Origin of the sequence: Rhodococcus olei, from assembly GCF_039540555.1 — a bacterium.
GTDB lineage: Bacteria > Actinomycetota > Actinomycetes > Mycobacteriales > Mycobacteriaceae > Rhodococcus_G > Rhodococcus_G olei.
The window spans coordinates 223760-240579 of the sequence record NZ_BAABFB010000075.1; the positions used below are offsets into that span (position 1 = coordinate 223760).

The following is a 16820-nucleotide window of genomic DNA, read 5'->3' on the forward strand; positions in this document are numbered from 1 at the left end:
GACAAAATGCGGATCGATCGTCTTTTCCATGCTGAAATTGCATATGCTCAGTTCGGAGGTCCGCTGGTTCGTCACCCTCGCCGAGGAGGAGCAGGTGACGGCGGCCGCCGCCGAACTGGGAGTCGCCCAGCCGACCCTGTCGCGGCGCCTGGCCGCGCTCGAGGAACGGATGGGCGTCGCGTTGTTCGACCGTCACGGCCGCCGTCTCCGGCTCAACGAGCACGGCCGCACCCTGTTCGAGCACGCGCGGCGCGCCCTCGACGAACTCGCCGCGGCCGAGTCCCGGATCGCGGAGGCGACCAGCGCGTCGGAGGGCACCGTTCGCCTCGACTTCCTGCACTCGCTCGGCACCTGGCTGGTTCCGGCGTTGATCCGCGAGTTCCGGGTCGACGCGCCCCGGGTCAGTTTCGGCCTCCACCAGGACGCGTCGGGTCGGCTGGTGGAACGCGTCCTGGCCGGTCACAGCGACGTCGCCGTCGTCTCCCCCCGACCGCGCAGCGAGGGCGTCGACTGGCTGCTGCTCGACCACCAGCGTCTGGCGCTGGCCGTGCCGGCCGGCCACCGGCTCGCGAACCGCGCCGACATCGACCTCGCCGACGCGGCCGGCGAACCGTTCATCGCGATGCACGCCGAGGCCGGCATGCGGCGGCTCCTCGACGAGGCCGCGGCCCGTGCCGGCTTCACCCCGGAGATCGTCTTCGAGTCCAGCGAACTGGCCACCGCGACCGGACTCGTCTCCGCCGGCCTGGGCGTCGCCCTCGTCCCGGTCCGGGAGGCGACCCCGGAGCCACCGGGCGTCGCCGTCGTCCCGGTGCGGGGAGCGGAGGCCACGCGGGAGGTCGGGATGGTGTGGGCGCGTGGACGCTCCCTCACCGCCCCGGCCCGCAGGTTCCGGGACTTCGTCGCCGGCCGTGCCTGAGGACGCAGGTCAGACGGGTGGCTGCCCGTCGGCCTGCGGTTCGCTCTGCCGCTCGCCCTCCTGGCGGCGCCGGTCCTCGTCCTCGCGCAGGCGCGCCTGCTCCCGCAACGTCGACAACTGCTCCCCGCGCCGCCGGTACCGGAACACGAGCCACGCGACGATCCCGAACACCAGCGCCCCGACGATCACCCCGGCCAGCGTCGCACCACGGAACCCCGGCGCGTCGACGTCGAGGATGCGTTCCCCGGCGTGGGCGGCGGAATTGGTGCCGACGACCACCGACAGCGTCAGCAGATTCGGGGCCGCCGCCAGCACCGCGAGCAGCACCGCGGAGACCACCCACACCCGTGCGTGCCGCCACCGCCGGGCCCGCCACGCCACCACGAGCAGCAGCAGCGGGACGAAGGTGCCGACGAAGCCGTACCCGACACCCCACACGATGCCGCGGGTCATGCTCCCGGACGCGAAGGCACCCGCCTGCTGGGCCCACCACCGCGGCAGGAACGCGGCGAGGATGAAGTAGGCGATCACGAGGTCGACGAGCAGGAGCAGCCCCCAGGCCGTCCGCTTCACCCAGACGGGCATTCCCGAGCGCGGAGCAGCGGGGGCGTCGTTGGTGGTCATGCGTCAATCCTGTCTCCCGGACACGACACTCGCCACGCGACGCACAGATCCACCGCCCCGCCCGATCCGTCCCCTGTCGTGCGAGCGACCGGCGGCCTCGGCGACCTGCTCGGCGGTCTCCTGGGCGGAGGCCGCAGGTAACGAACGAACCACGACACCGGCGCCCCGCGAAGAAGCCCCCGTAACACCGGTCACTCCCGTGACGATGACCCGCGGGACCACCACCGTGCCGTGATCGAACGCCGCCGACCTCGTCGCCGAATCGACGCGATCCCGTACTTGGTTACGGTCCCGTAGGCTAGGTTGAGCCGATTCCGCGACCAATGGAGGCAAGTGATGGCCAGAGTGTTGACCCAGCTCGAGTTGTTGCAGGAGCTGGAGCCAGTGGCCGAAGCGAATCTCAATCGGCATCTCTCGATGGCCAAGGACTGGCATCCGCACGACTACGTCCCGTGGGACGAGGGCCGCAACTTCGCGGCGATGGGCGGCGAGGACTGGGAGGAGGAGCAGTCCCGTCTCGACCCGGTCGCGAAGGCGGCGATGATCACCAACCTCCTCACCGAGGACAACCTGCCCTCCTACCACCGCGAGATCGCGGAGAACTTCTCGCGAGACGGCGCCTGGGGCACCTGGGTCGGTCGCTGGACCGCCGAGGAGAACCGGCACGGCATCGTGATGCGCGACTACCTGGTCGTCACCCGCGGCGTGGACCCGGTCGCCCTCGAGGACGCCCGGATGGTCCACATGACCAACGGCTACTCCTCCCCCGGCGACACCGAGGGCCTGCTGCACTCCGTCGCATACGTGACGTTCCAGGAGCTCGCGACCCGCGTCTCGCACCGCAACACCGGCAAGGCCTGCAACGACGACGTCGCGGACCGGATGCTCGCCCGTATCGCGGCGGACGAGAACCTGCACATGATCTTCTACCGCAACATCTGCGAGGCCGCCCTCGACGTGGCCCCCGACCAGGCGATGGCGGCGATCACCGACGTCGTCTCCAACTTCGAGATGCCGGGCGCCGGCATGCCGAACTTCCGGCGCAACGGCGTCCTGATGGCCAAGCACGGCATCTACGACCTCCGCCAGCACATCGACGAGGTCGTCATGCCGGTGCTGCGCAAGTGGAAGATCTTCGAGCGCACCGACTTCACCGGTGCCGGCGAGGCCTCCCGCGAGGAGCTGTCGGCGTTCCTCGACAACCTCGGCGTGCAGGCCACCAAGTTCGAGGAGCAGCGCGACCGGATGCTCGCCCGCGAGGCCCGCAAGCGCGAGCTGGAGGAGCAGGCGTCCTGACCGGACCCCGCTGAGCGGACGGTCGACCCGACCGAACGGCTATCCTGTGCCCGGCACCGAACCTCGGTGCCGGGCACAGATCTTTTCGAGGTAACCCGATGTCATCGACTGACCATCCGCTGCGGATCGGCTCGCTGGAGCTGCGCAGTCCCGTCGTTCTCGCCCCGATGGCGGGCATCACGAACGTGGCGTTCCGCACGCTGTGCCGGGAACTCGAGCTGGCCCGGTCGGGCAGCACCTCGGGTCTGTACGTCTGCGAGATGGTCACCGCACGGGCGCTGGTGGAACGGCAGCCGGCGACACTGCACATGACCACGTTCGGACCGACCGAGACGCCGCGGTCGCTGCAGCTGTACACGGTGGACCCGGACACGACGTACGCGGCCGCGAAGATGATCGTCGACGAGAACATGGCCGACCACATCGACATGAACTTCGGCTGCCCGGTCCCGAAGGTCACCCGCAAGGGCGGCGGCGCGGCCCTGCCCTACAAGCGGACCCTGTTCGGGCGCATCGTCGCCGCGGCGGTCAAGGCCACCGAGGGCACCGACATCCCGGTGACGGTCAAGTTCCGCGTCGGCATCGACGACGAGCACCACACCCACCTGGACGCCGGGCGGATCGCCGCCGGCGAGGGCGCGGCCGCGGTCGCGCTGCACGCCCGCACCGCCGCGCAGCGCTATTCCGGCGTCGCCGACTGGTCCGAGATCGCCCGGCTCAAGGAGCACGTCACCGACGTGCCGGTGCTCGGCAACGGCGACATCTTCGCAGCCGAGGACGCGGCCCGGATGATGGCCGAGACCGGCTGCGACGGCGTCGTGGTCGGGCGCGGCTGCCTCGGGCGCCCGTGGCTGTTCGCCGAACTCAGCGCCGCACTGAACGGAACCGAGATGCCGACTCCGCCGACGCTCGGCGAGGTCGCGGCGATCATCCGCCGGCATGCCGAACTGCTCGCCGACCACCACGGCGAGGACAAGGGCATGCGGGAGCTGCGCAAGCACGTCGCCTGGTACCTGCGCGGGTTCCCGGCCGGCTCGGACATGCGGGTCGCGATGGCGATGGTTTCCACCCTCGAGGAACTGGACGGCCTGCTCGCACAGCTGCCTCCCGACGTCCCGTTCCCGAAGGACGCCGAGGGCCCCCGCGGACGGCAGGGCTCACCGGGGACGGTGGCGCTCCCCGAGGGTTGGCTCGACGACCCCGACGACTGCCTCGTCCCGGCCGGTGCCGACATCATGCATTCCGGCGGCTGACCTGCGCTGGCTCGGCCCTGCTGGAACACACAGGCCCGATCAGTATCATGTTGGCACCGTATGGCGTGATCGCGCGATGCGCAGCGCTGCCGTAACGGCCGAGAGATAGGGACACCAGTTGGGCGACGATCACGATCCGGGCACCCAGCCCGAGGGTCGCGCCCCCTGGGAGAGACCGATTTCGCACGTCAACCGGCCGACCCCCCGGCCCCGGTCGGAACCGCCCGCTCGCACCGGGCCCGCGCCGACCACTCCGGCCCCGGCCGACAGCGGACGGATCCGCGGCGGCCGCAGCGACGAGCCGAGCGACCGGCTGTCGGTGGCCGAACTGGTGCAGCGGGTCGGCCGCGACGACGCCACCGCGCCTCCCGCACCGGAACCGGAACCGGAGCCCGAACCCACGCGGTCGCGCACCGCCGGGTGGATGTACCGAGCGGCGCCGACCGCGGTCACACCCGACGGACCGACCCAGGTCGGCACGTCGCCGACGACGCGGCTCGTCGAGAGCAAGCAACGCAAGCGTCGCCGGCTCCGGGTGATCGGACGCACCGGCACCGCACTGCTCGCGGTCATGGTGCTCGCCATGACCGGCGTGGTGTGGGGGTACCTCCGCGCCACCGACAGCGGTTTCAGCCAGGTCGCGGCCCTGGACCTGGACAGCACCGACGTCGTCGACCCGGGCGGCCAGTACGGCGACGAGACCTACCTGATCGTCGGCACCGACACCCGCGCCGGAGCGAACGGCGGTGTCGGCGCAGGCACCGTCGCCGACGCCGAGGGCTCGCGCTCCGACACCGTCATCCTCGTCAACATTCCCGCCGACCGCAGTCGCGTCGTCGCGGTGTCCTTCCCCCGCGACCTCGACATCGTGCGCCCGAGCTGCCAGAACTGGGACAACGACGCCGGCAAGTACACGAGCGAGATCAATCCCGGCGCCGACAACGACAAACTGAACTCGGCCTACGCGTTCGGCGGGCCGAAATGCCTGGTCAAGGTGATCCAGAAGCTGTCCGGCCTGAAGATCGGGCACTTCATCGGCATGGACTTCTCCGGTTTCGAGTCGATGGTCAACCAGGTCGGCGGCGTCGAGGTGTGCGCCACCGCGCCCCTGATCGACGACGAACTCGGCACCGTCCTCGCCCGCCCGGGGAAGCAGACCATCGACGGCGGCACCGCGCTGAACTACGTGCGGGCCCGCAAGGTGGAGGCGGAGGGCAACGGCGACTACGGCCGCATCAAGCGGCAGCAGATGTTCCTGTCGTCGCTGCTGCGGTCCGCGCTGTCGAACAAGGTGCTGTTCGATCCCGGCAAGCTCAACGGGTTCATCAACGCGTTCACCCGGGACACGTTCGTCCAGAACGTCGACACCAAGTCGCTGGTGACGCTGGGCCGGTCGCTGCAGAAGGTGGACGCCGGCGCCGTCACCTTCCTCACGGTCCCCACGGCAGGCACGAACGAACTCGGCAACGAGATCCCGCGTCTCGACGACATCCACGGCATCTTCCAGGCGATCATCGACGACGAGCCGCTGCCCGGCGAGTCCCGCAAGCAGGACGCCGCGGCGGCCACGTCCGCGACCGCGCCCCCGGCCACCGCCGCCACCCCGCCGCCGGCGCCGGAGACGACCGCGGTCGCCCCGTCCTCGGTGTCGGTGCAGGTGTCGAACGCGTCCGGCGTCACCGGGGTCGCGGCGAAGGCCGCGGAATCGCTCGGCGCCCACGGCTTCTCGATCTACGGTGTCGGCAACTACAGCGGAACCAGCTCGGCCACGCTCGTCCGCTTCGGCCCCGGCCAGCAGGCGCAGGCCGCGACGGTCGCCGCCGCGCTTCCCGGGGCGCAGCTGCTCGAGACCAACGACCTCGACGGCATCGTCGACGTGGTCCTCGGCTCCGACTTCACCGGAACCGTCGTCGCCCCGAAGCCGGTCGGCTCGGTGCTGCACCCGAAGATCGCTCCGAAGTCGACCGTGGTGTCCGGAACGACCGTCCCCGAGCTGCCGGCCGACCTCGCGTTCACCAACGCCGCCGACGACACCTGCGCCTGACCCGCGCCGCAGGGTCCTGACGTGCGTCGACATTCATTTGGTGTTCACTTGGTCCTCGTGACTTGGCCCGGTTCGCGAACTAGGCTGTGACGTCATGCGCGTGGCTTACAACGAACAGATGACCGAACTCGCCGACATGCTCGGCGAGATGGCGGGTCTCGCGGGTACGGCGATGGAGAAGGCGACCCAGTCGCTGCTGCAGGCCGACCTGACCCTCGCCGAGGAGGTCATCAGCGACCACGACCAGATCACCGATCTCAGTGTCGCGTGCGAGGAGCGGGCGTTCGCCCTGCTCGCCCTGCAGGCGCCGGTCGCCGGTGACCTGCGGTCCGTGGTCAGTGGGATCCAGATCGTCGCCGACATCGACCGGATGGGTGCCCTCGCCCTGCATGTCGCGAAGATCGCGCGCCGCCGGCATCCGAACCACGTGCTCCCGGAGGAGGTCAACGGCTACTTCGCGGAGATGGGCCGGCTCGCCGTCGCGCTCGGCGCCGGCGCCCGGGAAGTGCTCGAGACGCGGGATCCCGAACGCGCCGCGAAACTCCGCGAGGAGGACGACGCGATGGACGACCTGCACCGGCACCTGTTCACGGTCCTGATGGACCGCGAATGGAAGCACGGTGTCGCCGCCGCCGTCGACGTCACGCTGCTCGGCCGGTTCTACGAGCGCTTCGCCGACCACGCGGTCGAGGTCGCGCGGCGCGTCATCTTCCTCGTCACCGGCAAGATGCCGGTCGACCCCGAGGACACCGGCGCACTGTCCTGACCCTGCGACCCCCGACGAACGGGCGGTTGTCCGGCGACCGCCGGACGACCGCCCGTTCTCGTCGGGGGCCTGACCGCCGGGTGATCGGTCACGAGTGGCACCGACGCTCGGCGACGTCGTGCGCGGCGGCCGGCGGCCGGCCGCCCGACGACCCACCGCACGACGACGGGAGGAACGGCCGCCGAGGTCCCCGGCCGGTGCGGGGCGGTCACGGCGACGCGGCCTGCAACGAGAACGGCACCCCGTCCACATGCGGTGGCCGGGGTGCCGTCGGGTGAGATGCGCCTATCCGAAGCGGCCGGAGATGTAGTCCTCGGTGGCCTTCTGGGACGGGTTGGAGAAGATCTTCTCGGTGTCGTCGATCTCGATGAGCCGGCCCGGCTTGCCGGTGGCCTCGAGGTTGAAGAAGGCGGTCTGGTCGCTGACACGGGCCGCCTGCTGCATGTTGTGGGTGACGATCACGATCGTGAAGTCCTTCTTCAGCTCCGTGATCAGGTCCTCGATCGCGAGGGTGGAGATCGGGTCGAGGGCCGAGCAGGGCTCGTCCATCAGCAGCACGTCGGGCGAGACGGCGATCGCGCGGGCGATGCACAGTCGCTGCTGCTGACCGCCGGACAGGCCGCCACCCGGCTTGTCGAGGCGGTCCTTGACCTCGTTCCACAGGTTCGCACCGCGCAGCGAGCGCTCGGCGACCTCGTCGAGTTCCTTCTTGTTCCGGACACCCTGCAGCTTCAGGCCGGCGACGACGTTGTCGCGGATCGACATCGTCGGGAACGGGTTCGGGCGCTGGAACACCATGCCGATGGTGCGGCGGACCCCGACGGGGTCGACCTGCGAACCGTAGATGTCCTCGCCGTCGAGCAGGATCGCGCCTTCGACACGGGCGCCGGGCGTGACCTCGTGCATGCGGTTGATGGACCGCAGCACCGTCGACTTGCCGCAACCGGACGGACCGATGAACGCGGTCACGTTGCGCGGGGGCACCGACAGGCCGACGTCCGCGACGGCGTGGAACTTGCCGTAGTAGATGTTGACGTCCTTGAGATCAAGACGCTTGGCCATGGTGGCTCCCTTGCGTGGTGGTGACTCGGGTGGCTGGAGTTCGTGGGGTCACTTGCGGACCCGGGAGAGGTGGCCGATCGCCTTCGCGGCGATGTTGAGGACCGCGATGAGCAGGATCAGGGTCAGCGCCGCACCCCAGATGCGGTTCGCGCCGGCCGGGGTCGGGTTGTTCATCTCCGCGACCATCACGCCGGGCAGCGACCCCATCTCGCCACCGAAGAGGTTGTAGTTGATGAACGGCGCGTAGCCGACCAGGATCAGCAGCGGCGCGGTCTCGCCGAGGACGCGGGCGAGGGCCAGCATGACGCCGGTGATGATGCCGGGCAGGGCGGTCGGGATGACGATCCGCATGATCGTCTTCCACTTCGGGACACCCAGCGCGTACGACGCCTCCCGCAGGTCCTGCGGGACGATCCTGAGCATCTCCTCGGTGCTGCGGATGACGACCGGCACCATCAGCAGCACCAGCGACAGCGACACCGCGAACGCCGACTTCGGGAACCCGAACGTGACGATCCACAACGCGAAGATGAACAGCGCCGCGACGATCGACGGCACGCCGGAGAGGATGTCGACCATGAACGTGGTCAGGCGGCCGAGCCGCGAGCGTCCCGCGTACTCGACCAGGTAGACGGCGACGGCCAGGCCGAGCGGGATGGAGATCACCGCGCACACCACGCCCTGCAGGATCGTGCCGACCAGGGCGTGGTAGATGCCGCCGCCGGGCGCGGCCGCGGTCAGGCCGTTGAGCGAGTTCGTGAACCAGGTGGCGCTGGTCAGCGCAGGCAGACCCTTGCGGATCACGGTGACCAGCACCCACACCAGCGGCACCAGCGCAACGAGCACCGACGCGGTGACGAGGACCCGGGCCGTCAGGTCGCTGACCCGGCGCCGGACGCTCACGCCCTGGAAGGTCGGGGCCTTGATCGGCCGATCCATCGTGGTGGTCGTCGACATGTCAGTCCTTCTTCCCGGCGACGGCGGCCCGGGCCGCGGCGTTGACCACGAAGGTCAGCACGAACAGCACCAGGCCGGCGGCGATGTAGGCACCGGCCTGGATGTCGTTGTTGAACTCGGCGTACCCGAGGGCGATCTTCGACGCGATCGTCGAACCACCGTCGAACAGCGACCACGTCGCCGCCTTCGCGGTGGTGCGCAGGATCATGTACAGCGCCATCGTCTCGCCGAGTGCCCGGCCGAGGCCGAGCATCGAACCGCTGATGAACCCGGACTTGCCGAACGGCAGGACCGTCGTCTTGACGACCTCCCACTTGGTCGCGCCCAACGCGAGGGCCGCCTCGACGTGCGCGACCGGGGTCTGGCTGAAGACCTCGCGGGTGACGGCGGTGATGATCGGCAGGATCATCACCGCCAGCACGATGCCGGCGGTGAAGATCGTGCCGCCACCCTGGATCGACCCGGAACCGGTGGCGAACAGCGGAATCCAGGACAGGTGCTCGTTGAGCCACATCGCCAGCGGCCGGATCGCCGGCGCGAAGATCAACAGGCCCCACAGGCCGTAGACGATCGACGGCACCGCCGCGAGCAGGTCGATGGCGTACGCGAGCGGCCGCGCCACCTTCGGCGGGGCGTACTCGGTCAGGAAGATCGCGATGCCCAGCGCGATCGGCATCGCCAGGACCAGCGCGAACAGCGAGACGAGGACGGTGACCTGCAGCAGGTCCAGGACACCGAACGCCAGGTGGTTGATGTCCGTCGTCACCCAGGACCGGCTGGTCAGGAAGTTGACCTCGTCGCGCGCGAGCGCCGGCACCGCGCGCCACACCAGGAACAGGCCGATCGCCCCGATCAGCACCGAGATGAACACCGCGGAACCGGTGGTCACGCCGGTGAAGATCCGGTCGCCCGGACGAACCACCGTCTTGCCGGAGGTAGCGGTCGAGGTGGGGATCGGTGCCTCCGGTGATCCGAGCGGACCGCCCGATCCGACCCCGGCAGAGCCGGGATCGGATGCGGAAGGCGCCGACTGGGTGGGCGCGTCGCTCATCTGCGCTCGCATTCTGCTAGATCCGAATATAGAGCGATCGGCCGGTCGGATGCACTCAGCCGATCGCCGCGATTGCCGCGATCGACGCGTTCAGCTTGTCCTGCACGGTGCCCGGCAGCGTCACGTAGCCCTGCTCGGCGAGGCCGGTCTGGCCCTCGTTCGCGGCGCTGGTCAGGAACGACTTCACGGCCGCCGCGGTGTCGGCGTCGTACCCCTTCGAGCAGACGATCTCGTAGGTGGCGAGCACGATCGGGTAGGCACCCGGCTCGCTCGTCGCGAAGATCGAGTTCAGGTCCAGCGTCATGTCGCCGACGGCGTCGTTCTTGAACTTCGCGCCCTCGATCGCCTTGCCCGCGGTCTCCCCGGTCAGCGCGACACCCCCGGAACCGGAGTCGATCTTCGCGGTCGACAGCTTGTTCTGGTCGGCGAAGGACTTCTCGACGTAGGTGATCGATCCCGGCGCGCCGGCCACGGCCTGCGAGACACCCGCCGAGCCCTTCGCGCCCTCACCGACGCCGCCGACGAAGTCGGATCCGGCGCCCTTGGTCCACGCGCCCTTCGAGGCGGCGGTCAGGTACTGCTGGAAGTTGTCGGTGGTGCCGGAGGAGTCCGAGCGCACGATCGGGGTGATCTTCTCGTTCGGCAGGCTGACGCCGCTGTTCAGCGCCGCGATCGCCGGGTCGTTCCAGGTGGTGATCGCGCCGGTGAAGATCTTCGCGAGGACCTCTGCGTTGAGGGTCAGGCCCTGAACACCGTCGAGGTTGTAGGCGATCGCGATCGGCCCGAACACCAGCGGCAGGTTCCAGGCGTCGCTGGCGGCGCAGCGGTCCTTGGCGGCAGTGGCCTGGTCGCCCTTGATCGCCGAGTCGGAACCGGCGAAGTCGACCTGCTTGGCGATGAATTGGGTGCGGCCGTCACCGGAGCCGGTGGGGTTGTACGCGATCTTGACGTCCTTGCCCTTGTCCTTGCAGACCGCGATGTAGGTGGCGACGAAGTTGTCCATCGCGTTCTTCTGGGCGGAGGAGCCGGCGGCCGAGAGCGACTCCTTGCCCTCGCAGGTCGCCTTCGACGCGGCGCTGTTGACGGTGGTGCCGGACGACGCCGAGTTGTTGTCGCTGCCGCACGCGGCCAGGGTCATGGCACCGACAGCCACCACACCGAGCACGGCAGCATTGCGCTTGAAGTTCACGCTGATTCCTCCGGGAGACTCGTCAAGTCCGGGCAGCACTCCGCCACCCTCGCCGTGAAAGGTAGGGGCGGGTGATGGACAGCCGGTCCCGAGCGGATGAACGCAAGGTGAACACCTGCGTGCAAGCCCCGTTGGGGCGCGTGAAATCCGCCACGTTCGAGGCGAATCCCGGTCCCGAACAGCGCGAACGCGACCTAGCTCGCCTTCGACTCCGGGACCCGGAAGTCACGGACGACGTCCGCGTTGGCGGGCGCGTTCTTCAGCGACGCCGCGTACACGTCGACGTACTCCTGGCCGGACATCCGCATCAGCTCGTACATGATCTCGTCGGTGACGGTGCGCTCGACCCACCGGTTGCCTGCCATCCCCTCGAACCGCGAGAAGTCGAGCGGCTTGCCGTACTTGACCTGCACCCGGCGGCGACGCCACCGGAACGGACCGGGCGGGCAGATCTCGTCGGTGCCGATCACCGCGACCGGAATGACCGGGATGCCGGTGGTCAACGCGAGCCGCGCCGCACCGGTCTTGCCCTTGTACAGGCGGCCGTCCGGGGATCGGGTGCCCTCCGGGAACAACCCGACGAGCTTGCCCTCGTCGAGGAGCCGGCGCGCGGTCGCGAGCGCTGCCCCGGCGGCGTCGGCGCCGCTGCGGTCGATCGGCACCTGCCCGGAACCGGAGTAGAACGCCTTCTGCAGCGCGCCCTTGAAGCCGGGGGTGGTGAAGTACTCGCTCTTGGCGAGGTACGTGATCCGTCGCGGCGACGACAGCGGCGCGAACAGCCAGTCCGCGATCGACAGGTGGTTGCCGGCCAGGATCGCCGGGCCGGACGCCGGAATGTTCTCCAGCCCCTCCACCTTCGGACGGTTGTACAGGCGGATGAACGGTCCGACGAACACGTACTTCAACAGCCAATAGAACATGACTACCCTTCGTCCCCTGCATATGCGACATCGACGTGGTACCGCTCGAAGGCGAGCCGGTGGTATGTGTGCAGCGCGGACTCGTTGTCCGCCTCGGTGTAGAGCAGCACGGAGCCCAGCCCGCGGTCCCGCAGGTACCGCAGGCCCGCGACGGTCAGCAGCCGGCCCAGACCGCGCCCCTGCGCGGTGGGCGCGATCGCGACGACGTACACCTCGCCGATCGCGGGCTCGGCGGTGTCGCCGTCGGCCGCGGGCGCCTCGACGTGCACCTTGGTCCAGTGGAACCCGAGCATCTCGCCGGTGGCGGTGTCGGCGACGACGAACAGCCCGGCCGGGTCGAACCACGGCTCGGCCACTCGTTCGTCGATCTCGCGTTGCGTCCAGGAGCCCTGCTCGGGATGCCAGTCGAAGGCCGCCGCGTTGACGCGCAGCAGTTCGCCGTCGTCGCTCGGGCCGGCGTATGTGCGCAACGTCACACCGGCGGGCACCGCCACTTCGGGCAATTCGGGCTCGTTCAGCCGGCGGCGCAACTGCAGCAGTTCGCGGGCCGGGCGCAGCCCGAGCCGGGCCGCGACGGCGCGGGCGGCGGGCAGGTCACCGTGCGCCCACACCCGGGCTCCGGGGCCGCCGCGCTCCAGTGCCGTGGACACCAGCACGCGGCCGATACCGAGCCGCCGATGATCGGGGTCGACGGCGGCCTCGACCATCGCCGGGTGGCCTTCGTGCGCGGGTTCGACACCCGCGTATCCGACGATCGAATCGTCGACGGTCCACAGCAGGTGCGCGGTCGCGGACCGCCCCGTCAGCCGATGCACCGCCTGTTCGGACACCGGTTCGGTGCCGTCGACCGCGGCCGCCCGGGCCAACAGGTCGCGGACCTGGTCCTCCTGTTCCGCGTCGAGCAGATAGAACCAGCTCATCCCCTGTTCTGCCATCTACAGGACCGTGCCGTTCGCGGTGGTGAGCGCCGTGTCGTCGGGATTGTCGCCCTCGGGTCCGAGGTCCTCCTCGTCGCCGGGCCGGGCGGCACCGGATCCGGCCTTGCGGCTCGGCCGGACCGCCTTGTACCCGACGTTGCGGACCGTCCCGATCAGTGCCTCGTACTCGGGGCCGAGTTTGGCGCGCAGCCGTCGCACGTGCACGTCGACGGTGCGGGTGCCGCCGAAGAAGTCGTACCCCCACACCTCCTGCAGCAGCTGCGCGCGGGTGAACACCCGGCCCGCGTGCTGTGCGAGGTACTTGAGCAGCTCGAATTCCTTGTACGTCAGGTCCAGCGGCCGCCCACGCAGACGCGCGGTGTAGGTGCCCTCGTCGATCACCAGTTCGCCGAGCGTGATCTTGCCGGTGGCCTCCGGGCTCGCGAGTCCGCCGCTGCGGCCGACCAGCAGCCGCAACCGCGCGTCGAGCTCCGCCGGGCCGGTTCCGGGCAGCAGGATGTCGTCGAGTCCCCAGTCGGAATTCACTGCGACCAGTCCGCCCTCGGTGAGCACCGCGACCACCGGGATCGCCGACCCGGTGCTGCCGAGCAGCCGGCACAGCCCCCGGGCGGCGGCGAGATCGGTGCGCGCGTCGACCAGGGCCACGTCCGCGGACCCGGCGTCGAGCAGCGAGGACACCTCGGTCGGTGCGGGTCGAACGGTGTGCGCGAGCAGCGCAAGGGACGGCAACACCGACTCCGGGTTCGGGTCGGAGGTCAGCAGGAGCAACTCCACGCAGCCTCCCCTTCCAGCCATTCGTGTGCGTGAGCACGGCCGACAGTGACGCCTACTACGGGGTACAGACTAGCGTGCCGTGCGTCTCCCTCCCCGACGGACAACCCGCCGTGCGGCTCGCCCCGGCCCGTCCGTCTCGGTCCGGTCGACGCCGGTCCGTCACAATGGGGCGGTGCGCAAACTGTTACTCGCCGTGGTGTGTCTGGTGGCCCTGGTCGTGATCGTCGACTTCGGTGCCGCGGCCTACTCCGAGTACCGGGTTTCGCGGAGTCTGCGCGAGGGCGCCGCGTTGAGCTCCGACCCCCAGGTGACCATCACCGGCTTCCCGTTCCTCAGCCAGGCCGCCGACGGCCGGTACCGGCACGTCGAGATCCGCACCCAGGGGGTGCCCAGTGCCGCGCTCGGCGACGTGGCGGTCGAGGCCGACCTGCACGGCGTGCACGTCCCGGCCGCCGACCTGCTCGGCGCCCGGGTGCGCACGATCCCGGTCGACCACCTCGACGGCCGGGTCAAGATCGAGGCCACCGCCCTGGGCGCCTACCTGGGCATTCCTGACCTCGAAGTGTCCGCGCCGCCCGCCGACCGCTCCGACGGCACCGGTGGCACCGGCGGCTCCGGGATGAGCACCGGCGGTGGCATCGTGCTCACCGGCACCGTGCCGGTCGGACCGCTGCGCGCGACCGTCAGCGTGACCGCGGACCTCGTGCTCGAGGGCGACGCGGTCACGATCGTGGCCACCGACCTGTACTTCGGCCCGGAGGGCAACGCCGACTTCACGGTGCCCGCCGTCCTGAAACCGGCGGTGCTGTCGCTGTTCACGAAGGAGATCGACGTCCGGCAGCTGCCGTTCGGGGTCCGGCCGACGAAGGTGTACGCGGAGGGATCGCAGGTCGCGATCGAGGGTTCGGGAGACAACGTGGTGATCAACCTCGACGAAATGCTCGCGCCGTGACCGGCATCGTCGTGCTCGGCGTGGTCCTCTGCGCCGCGCTCGTGGTCGCGCTGGTCCTGCAGGGCCGGTCCGGGAAGGTCCGTGCCACCGAGCCGGCCGCGGAACCCACCGACCACCGGCGGGCACTGCTCCGCGAGGCCGGCGTCACCGGTCCCGGACCGACGGTGCTGCACTTCTCCGCGGACTGGTGCGGCCCCTGCGCGGCGGTGCGGCGGGTCGTCGGCCAGACGCTGACGGCGCTGGACGCGCGGCTCGCCCCGGGCGTCCCGCGACCGACGGATCTCGAACTCGACATCGACGAAAACCCGGCACTGGCGCGCGAACTCGGTGTGCTGTCACTGCCCACGACGTTCGTCTACGACGGTGACGGCGTACAACGCCACCGCGTGTCGGGGGTCCCGACCTCGTCCGATCTGGAAGCGGCGCTGGTCCCACTGTGCGAACCCCAGGGTTCAAATCCGCCGGAAACCCGGTAAGCTCGCCGACGTGCACACCGCCCAGGAGCTGCTGCTCACCCGACGCCGCGCAGTCGATCTGTGCCGCCTCGGCGGTTGTTGCTGTCCCTGCTGCTGATCTTCACGGTCGCATCGCGTCCGCTCGTCCGGACGCCGTTCCCGAGAACTCATCCGTGACCGATCCGGCACGCCCGTCGACCCGGTCACACCTGTCCACGGCATCCGAGCAGGAGCACACCGCAATGCCCACCCACACCACACCCGTCAGCGCCCCCGTGACCGGTGGCGTGTCCGGCCTGCAGGTCGACGTCCGCGGCCCCCGGTTCGCGGCGTGGGTCACCACCGCCGTCCTGATCGCCGTGCTGGTGGTGTCCGTCTTCTCCCCCGTCGCCGCCGGCCTGCTGCTCGCCGTGCAGGCGGTGGTGTTCGCGATCGGCGCGGCCCTCGGTCCGCGTCGCAGCCCGTACGGCCGGTTGTTCGCGCGGTTCGTCGCGCCCAGGCTCGGCCCGGTCACCGAACGCGAGCCCGTCGCCCCGTTGAAGTTCGCCCAGCTCGTCGGCGGAGTCTTCGCGACCGTCGGCACCCTCGGGTTTCTGACGGGGCTCACGCTGCTCGGTACGATCGCCACCGGGTTCGCGCTGTTCGCGGCGCTGCTCAACGCCTCCATCGGATTCTGCCTCGGCTGCCAGATCTACCCGCTGGTGGCCCGCTTCCGGTCCTCGTCCCCGATCACGGCGTAGACCGCTCCCCGACCCACGCAAGACAAGTACCGAAAGGAAACCCATGGCTCGCTCCGACGTCCTGGTCTCTGCCGACTGGGCCGAGCAGAACCTCAACGCGCCGAAGACGGTGTTCGTCGAGGTCGACGAAGACACCTCGGCCTACGACGGCGGCCACATCGAGGGCGCGATCCGTCTCGACTGGCGCAAGGACCTCCAGGACGGTGTCCGCCGCGACTTCCTCGACCGGGAGAAGTTCTCGGCGCTGCTGTCCGCGAAGGGCGTCGACAACGACGACACCGTGATCCTGTACGGCGGCAACAACAACTGGTTCGCCGCGTACGCGTACTGGTACTTCAAGATCTACGGCCACAAGGACGTCAAGCTGATCGACGGCGGCCGCAAGAAGTGGGAGCTCGACGGCCGTCCGCTGTCGAAGGACGAGGTCGTCCGCCCGGCCACCGACTACAAGGCCGCCGAGGCCGACACGTCGATCCGCGCGTTCCGCGACGAGGTCATCTCCGCGATCGGTTCGAAGAACCTGGTCGACGTCCGCTCGCCCGACGAGTTCGCCGGCAAGATCCTCGCGCCCGCGCACCTGCCCCAGGAGCAGGCGCAGCAGCGCGGCCACGTTCCCGGTGCCATCAACATCCCGTGGAGCACCACCGCGAACGAGGACGGCACGTTCAAGTCCGACGAGGACCTCGAGAAGCTGTACGCGGCCAAGGGCTTCGACGACAGCCGGGAAACCATCGCGTACTGCCGCATCGGCGAGCGGTCGAGCCACACCTGGTTCGTGCTGCAGGAGCTGCTCGGCAAGAAGAACGTCAAGAACTACGACGGCAGCTGGGTCGAGTACGGCTCGCTGGTCGGTGCACCGATCGAGTTGGGAGCATAAGAA

General features: G+C 69.9%; 17 protein-coding genes. 9 read left to right on the forward strand and 8 right to left on the reverse strand.

The window, feature by feature from the left end; translation table 11 throughout:
* Positions 1-28: 28 nt before the first annotated feature.
* Positions 29-919, forward strand: a complete 891-nt coding sequence (locus tag ABD951_RS25810) for a LysR family transcriptional regulator (protein ID WP_345352374.1) — start codon at positions 29-31, stop codon at positions 917-919.
* Between the two features lie 9 nt (positions 920-928).
* Here the strand turns inward: ABD951_RS25810 and ABD951_RS25815 are convergent, their stop codons facing one another.
* Entirely contained in the window at positions 929-1543 is a 615-nt protein-coding gene (locus ABD951_RS25815) for a DUF485 domain-containing protein (RefSeq protein WP_345352377.1), read from the reverse strand.
* Between the two features lie 336 nt (positions 1544-1879).
* Between ABD951_RS25815 and ABD951_RS25820 the strand changes: the two genes are divergently transcribed.
* The 4 genes from ABD951_RS25820 (at position 1880) to phoU (ending at position 6902) form a co-directional block, all read left to right on the forward strand.
* A complete protein-coding gene (locus ABD951_RS25820) occupies positions 1880-2839 on the forward strand; it encodes an acyl-ACP desaturase (RefSeq protein ID WP_345352380.1) in 960 nt (319 codons plus the stop codon).
* A gap of 98 nt (positions 2840-2937) precedes the next feature.
* Positions 2938-4092 carry a tRNA dihydrouridine synthase DusB gene (gene dusB, locus ABD951_RS25825; RefSeq protein ID WP_345352383.1) on the forward strand — a complete coding sequence of 385 codons (1155 nt, stop codon included), beginning with the start codon at positions 2938-2940 and terminating at the stop codon, positions 4090-4092.
* 118 nt (positions 4093-4210) lie between these two features.
* Entirely contained in the window at positions 4211-6136 is a 1926-nt protein-coding gene (locus ABD951_RS25830; RefSeq protein WP_345352386.1) for an LCP family protein, read from the forward strand.
* Positions 6137-6230: 94 nt separating this feature from the next.
* The gene (gene phoU, locus ABD951_RS25835) at positions 6231-6902 is read left to right on the forward strand and encodes a phosphate signaling complex protein PhoU (RefSeq protein WP_345352389.1); all 672 of its coding nucleotides are present in this window, start codon (positions 6231-6233) and stop codon (positions 6900-6902) included.
* A 285-nt stretch (positions 6903-7187) separates the two neighbouring features.
* On the opposite strand, the gene pstB is transcribed toward phoU, so the two are convergent.
* The 7 genes from pstB to ABD951_RS25870 all read right to left on the reverse strand — a co-directional run bounded on the left by pstB (position 7188) and on the right by ABD951_RS25870 (position 13793).
* On the reverse strand, positions 7188-7964 hold the full coding sequence (gene pstB, locus ABD951_RS25840) for a phosphate ABC transporter ATP-binding protein PstB (protein ID WP_345352392.1): 777 nt from the start codon (positions 7962-7964) through the stop codon (positions 7188-7190).
* 48 nt (positions 7965-8012) lie between these two features.
* Complete coding sequence (gene pstA, locus ABD951_RS25845) at positions 8013-8921, reverse strand: phosphate ABC transporter permease PstA (RefSeq protein ID WP_345352395.1); 909 nt, start codon at positions 8919-8921, stop codon at positions 8013-8015.
* A 1-nt stretch (position 8922) separates the two neighbouring features.
* Positions 8923-9972 (reverse strand): phosphate ABC transporter permease subunit PstC, encoded by a 1050-nt coding sequence (pstC, locus tag ABD951_RS25850; RefSeq protein ID WP_345352397.1) that lies wholly within the window; start codon positions 9970-9972, stop codon positions 8923-8925.
* 55 nt (positions 9973-10027) lie between these two features.
* Positions 10028-11161: a phosphate ABC transporter substrate-binding protein PstS gene (gene pstS / locus ABD951_RS25855; RefSeq protein WP_345352400.1), complete on the reverse strand. Its 1134-nt coding sequence runs from the start codon at positions 11159-11161 to the stop codon at positions 10028-10030.
* A 194-nt stretch (positions 11162-11355) separates the two neighbouring features.
* Entirely contained in the window at positions 11356-12081 is a 726-nt protein-coding gene (locus ABD951_RS25860) for a lysophospholipid acyltransferase family protein (protein ID WP_345352403.1), read from the reverse strand.
* 2 nt (positions 12082-12083) lie between these two features.
* Positions 12084-13016 carry a mycothiol synthase gene (gene mshD / locus ABD951_RS25865; RefSeq protein WP_425569964.1) on the reverse strand — a complete coding sequence of 311 codons (933 nt, stop codon included), beginning with the start codon at positions 13014-13016 and terminating at the stop codon, positions 12084-12086.
* Complete coding sequence (locus tag ABD951_RS25870; RefSeq protein WP_345352406.1) at positions 13017-13793, reverse strand: winged helix-turn-helix transcriptional regulator; 777 nt, start codon at positions 13791-13793, stop codon at positions 13017-13019.
* A 172-nt stretch (positions 13794-13965) separates the two neighbouring features.
* Here ABD951_RS25870 and ABD951_RS25875 point away from each other — a divergent pair, with 172 nt between their 5' ends.
* From ABD951_RS25875 to ABD951_RS25890, 4 genes are all read left to right on the forward strand, one after another.
* On the forward strand, positions 13966-14745 hold the full coding sequence (locus ABD951_RS25875; protein ID WP_345352409.1) for an LmeA family phospholipid-binding protein: 780 nt from the start codon (positions 13966-13968) through the stop codon (positions 14743-14745).
* Positions 14742-15221, forward strand: a complete 480-nt coding sequence (locus ABD951_RS25880; protein WP_345352412.1) for a thioredoxin family protein — start codon at positions 14742-14744, stop codon at positions 15219-15221. Before ABD951_RS25875 ends, ABD951_RS25880 begins: the two co-directional genes overlap by 4 nt.
* 221 nt (positions 15222-15442) lie before the next feature.
* Positions 15443-15940: a DUF4395 domain-containing protein gene (locus tag ABD951_RS25885; protein ID WP_345352415.1), complete on the forward strand. Its 498-nt coding sequence runs from the start codon at positions 15443-15445 to the stop codon at positions 15938-15940.
* Between the two features lie 43 nt (positions 15941-15983).
* Complete coding sequence (locus tag ABD951_RS25890) at positions 15984-16817, forward strand: sulfurtransferase (protein WP_345352418.1); 834 nt, start codon at positions 15984-15986, stop codon at positions 16815-16817.
* Positions 16818-16820 lie beyond the last annotated feature (3 nt).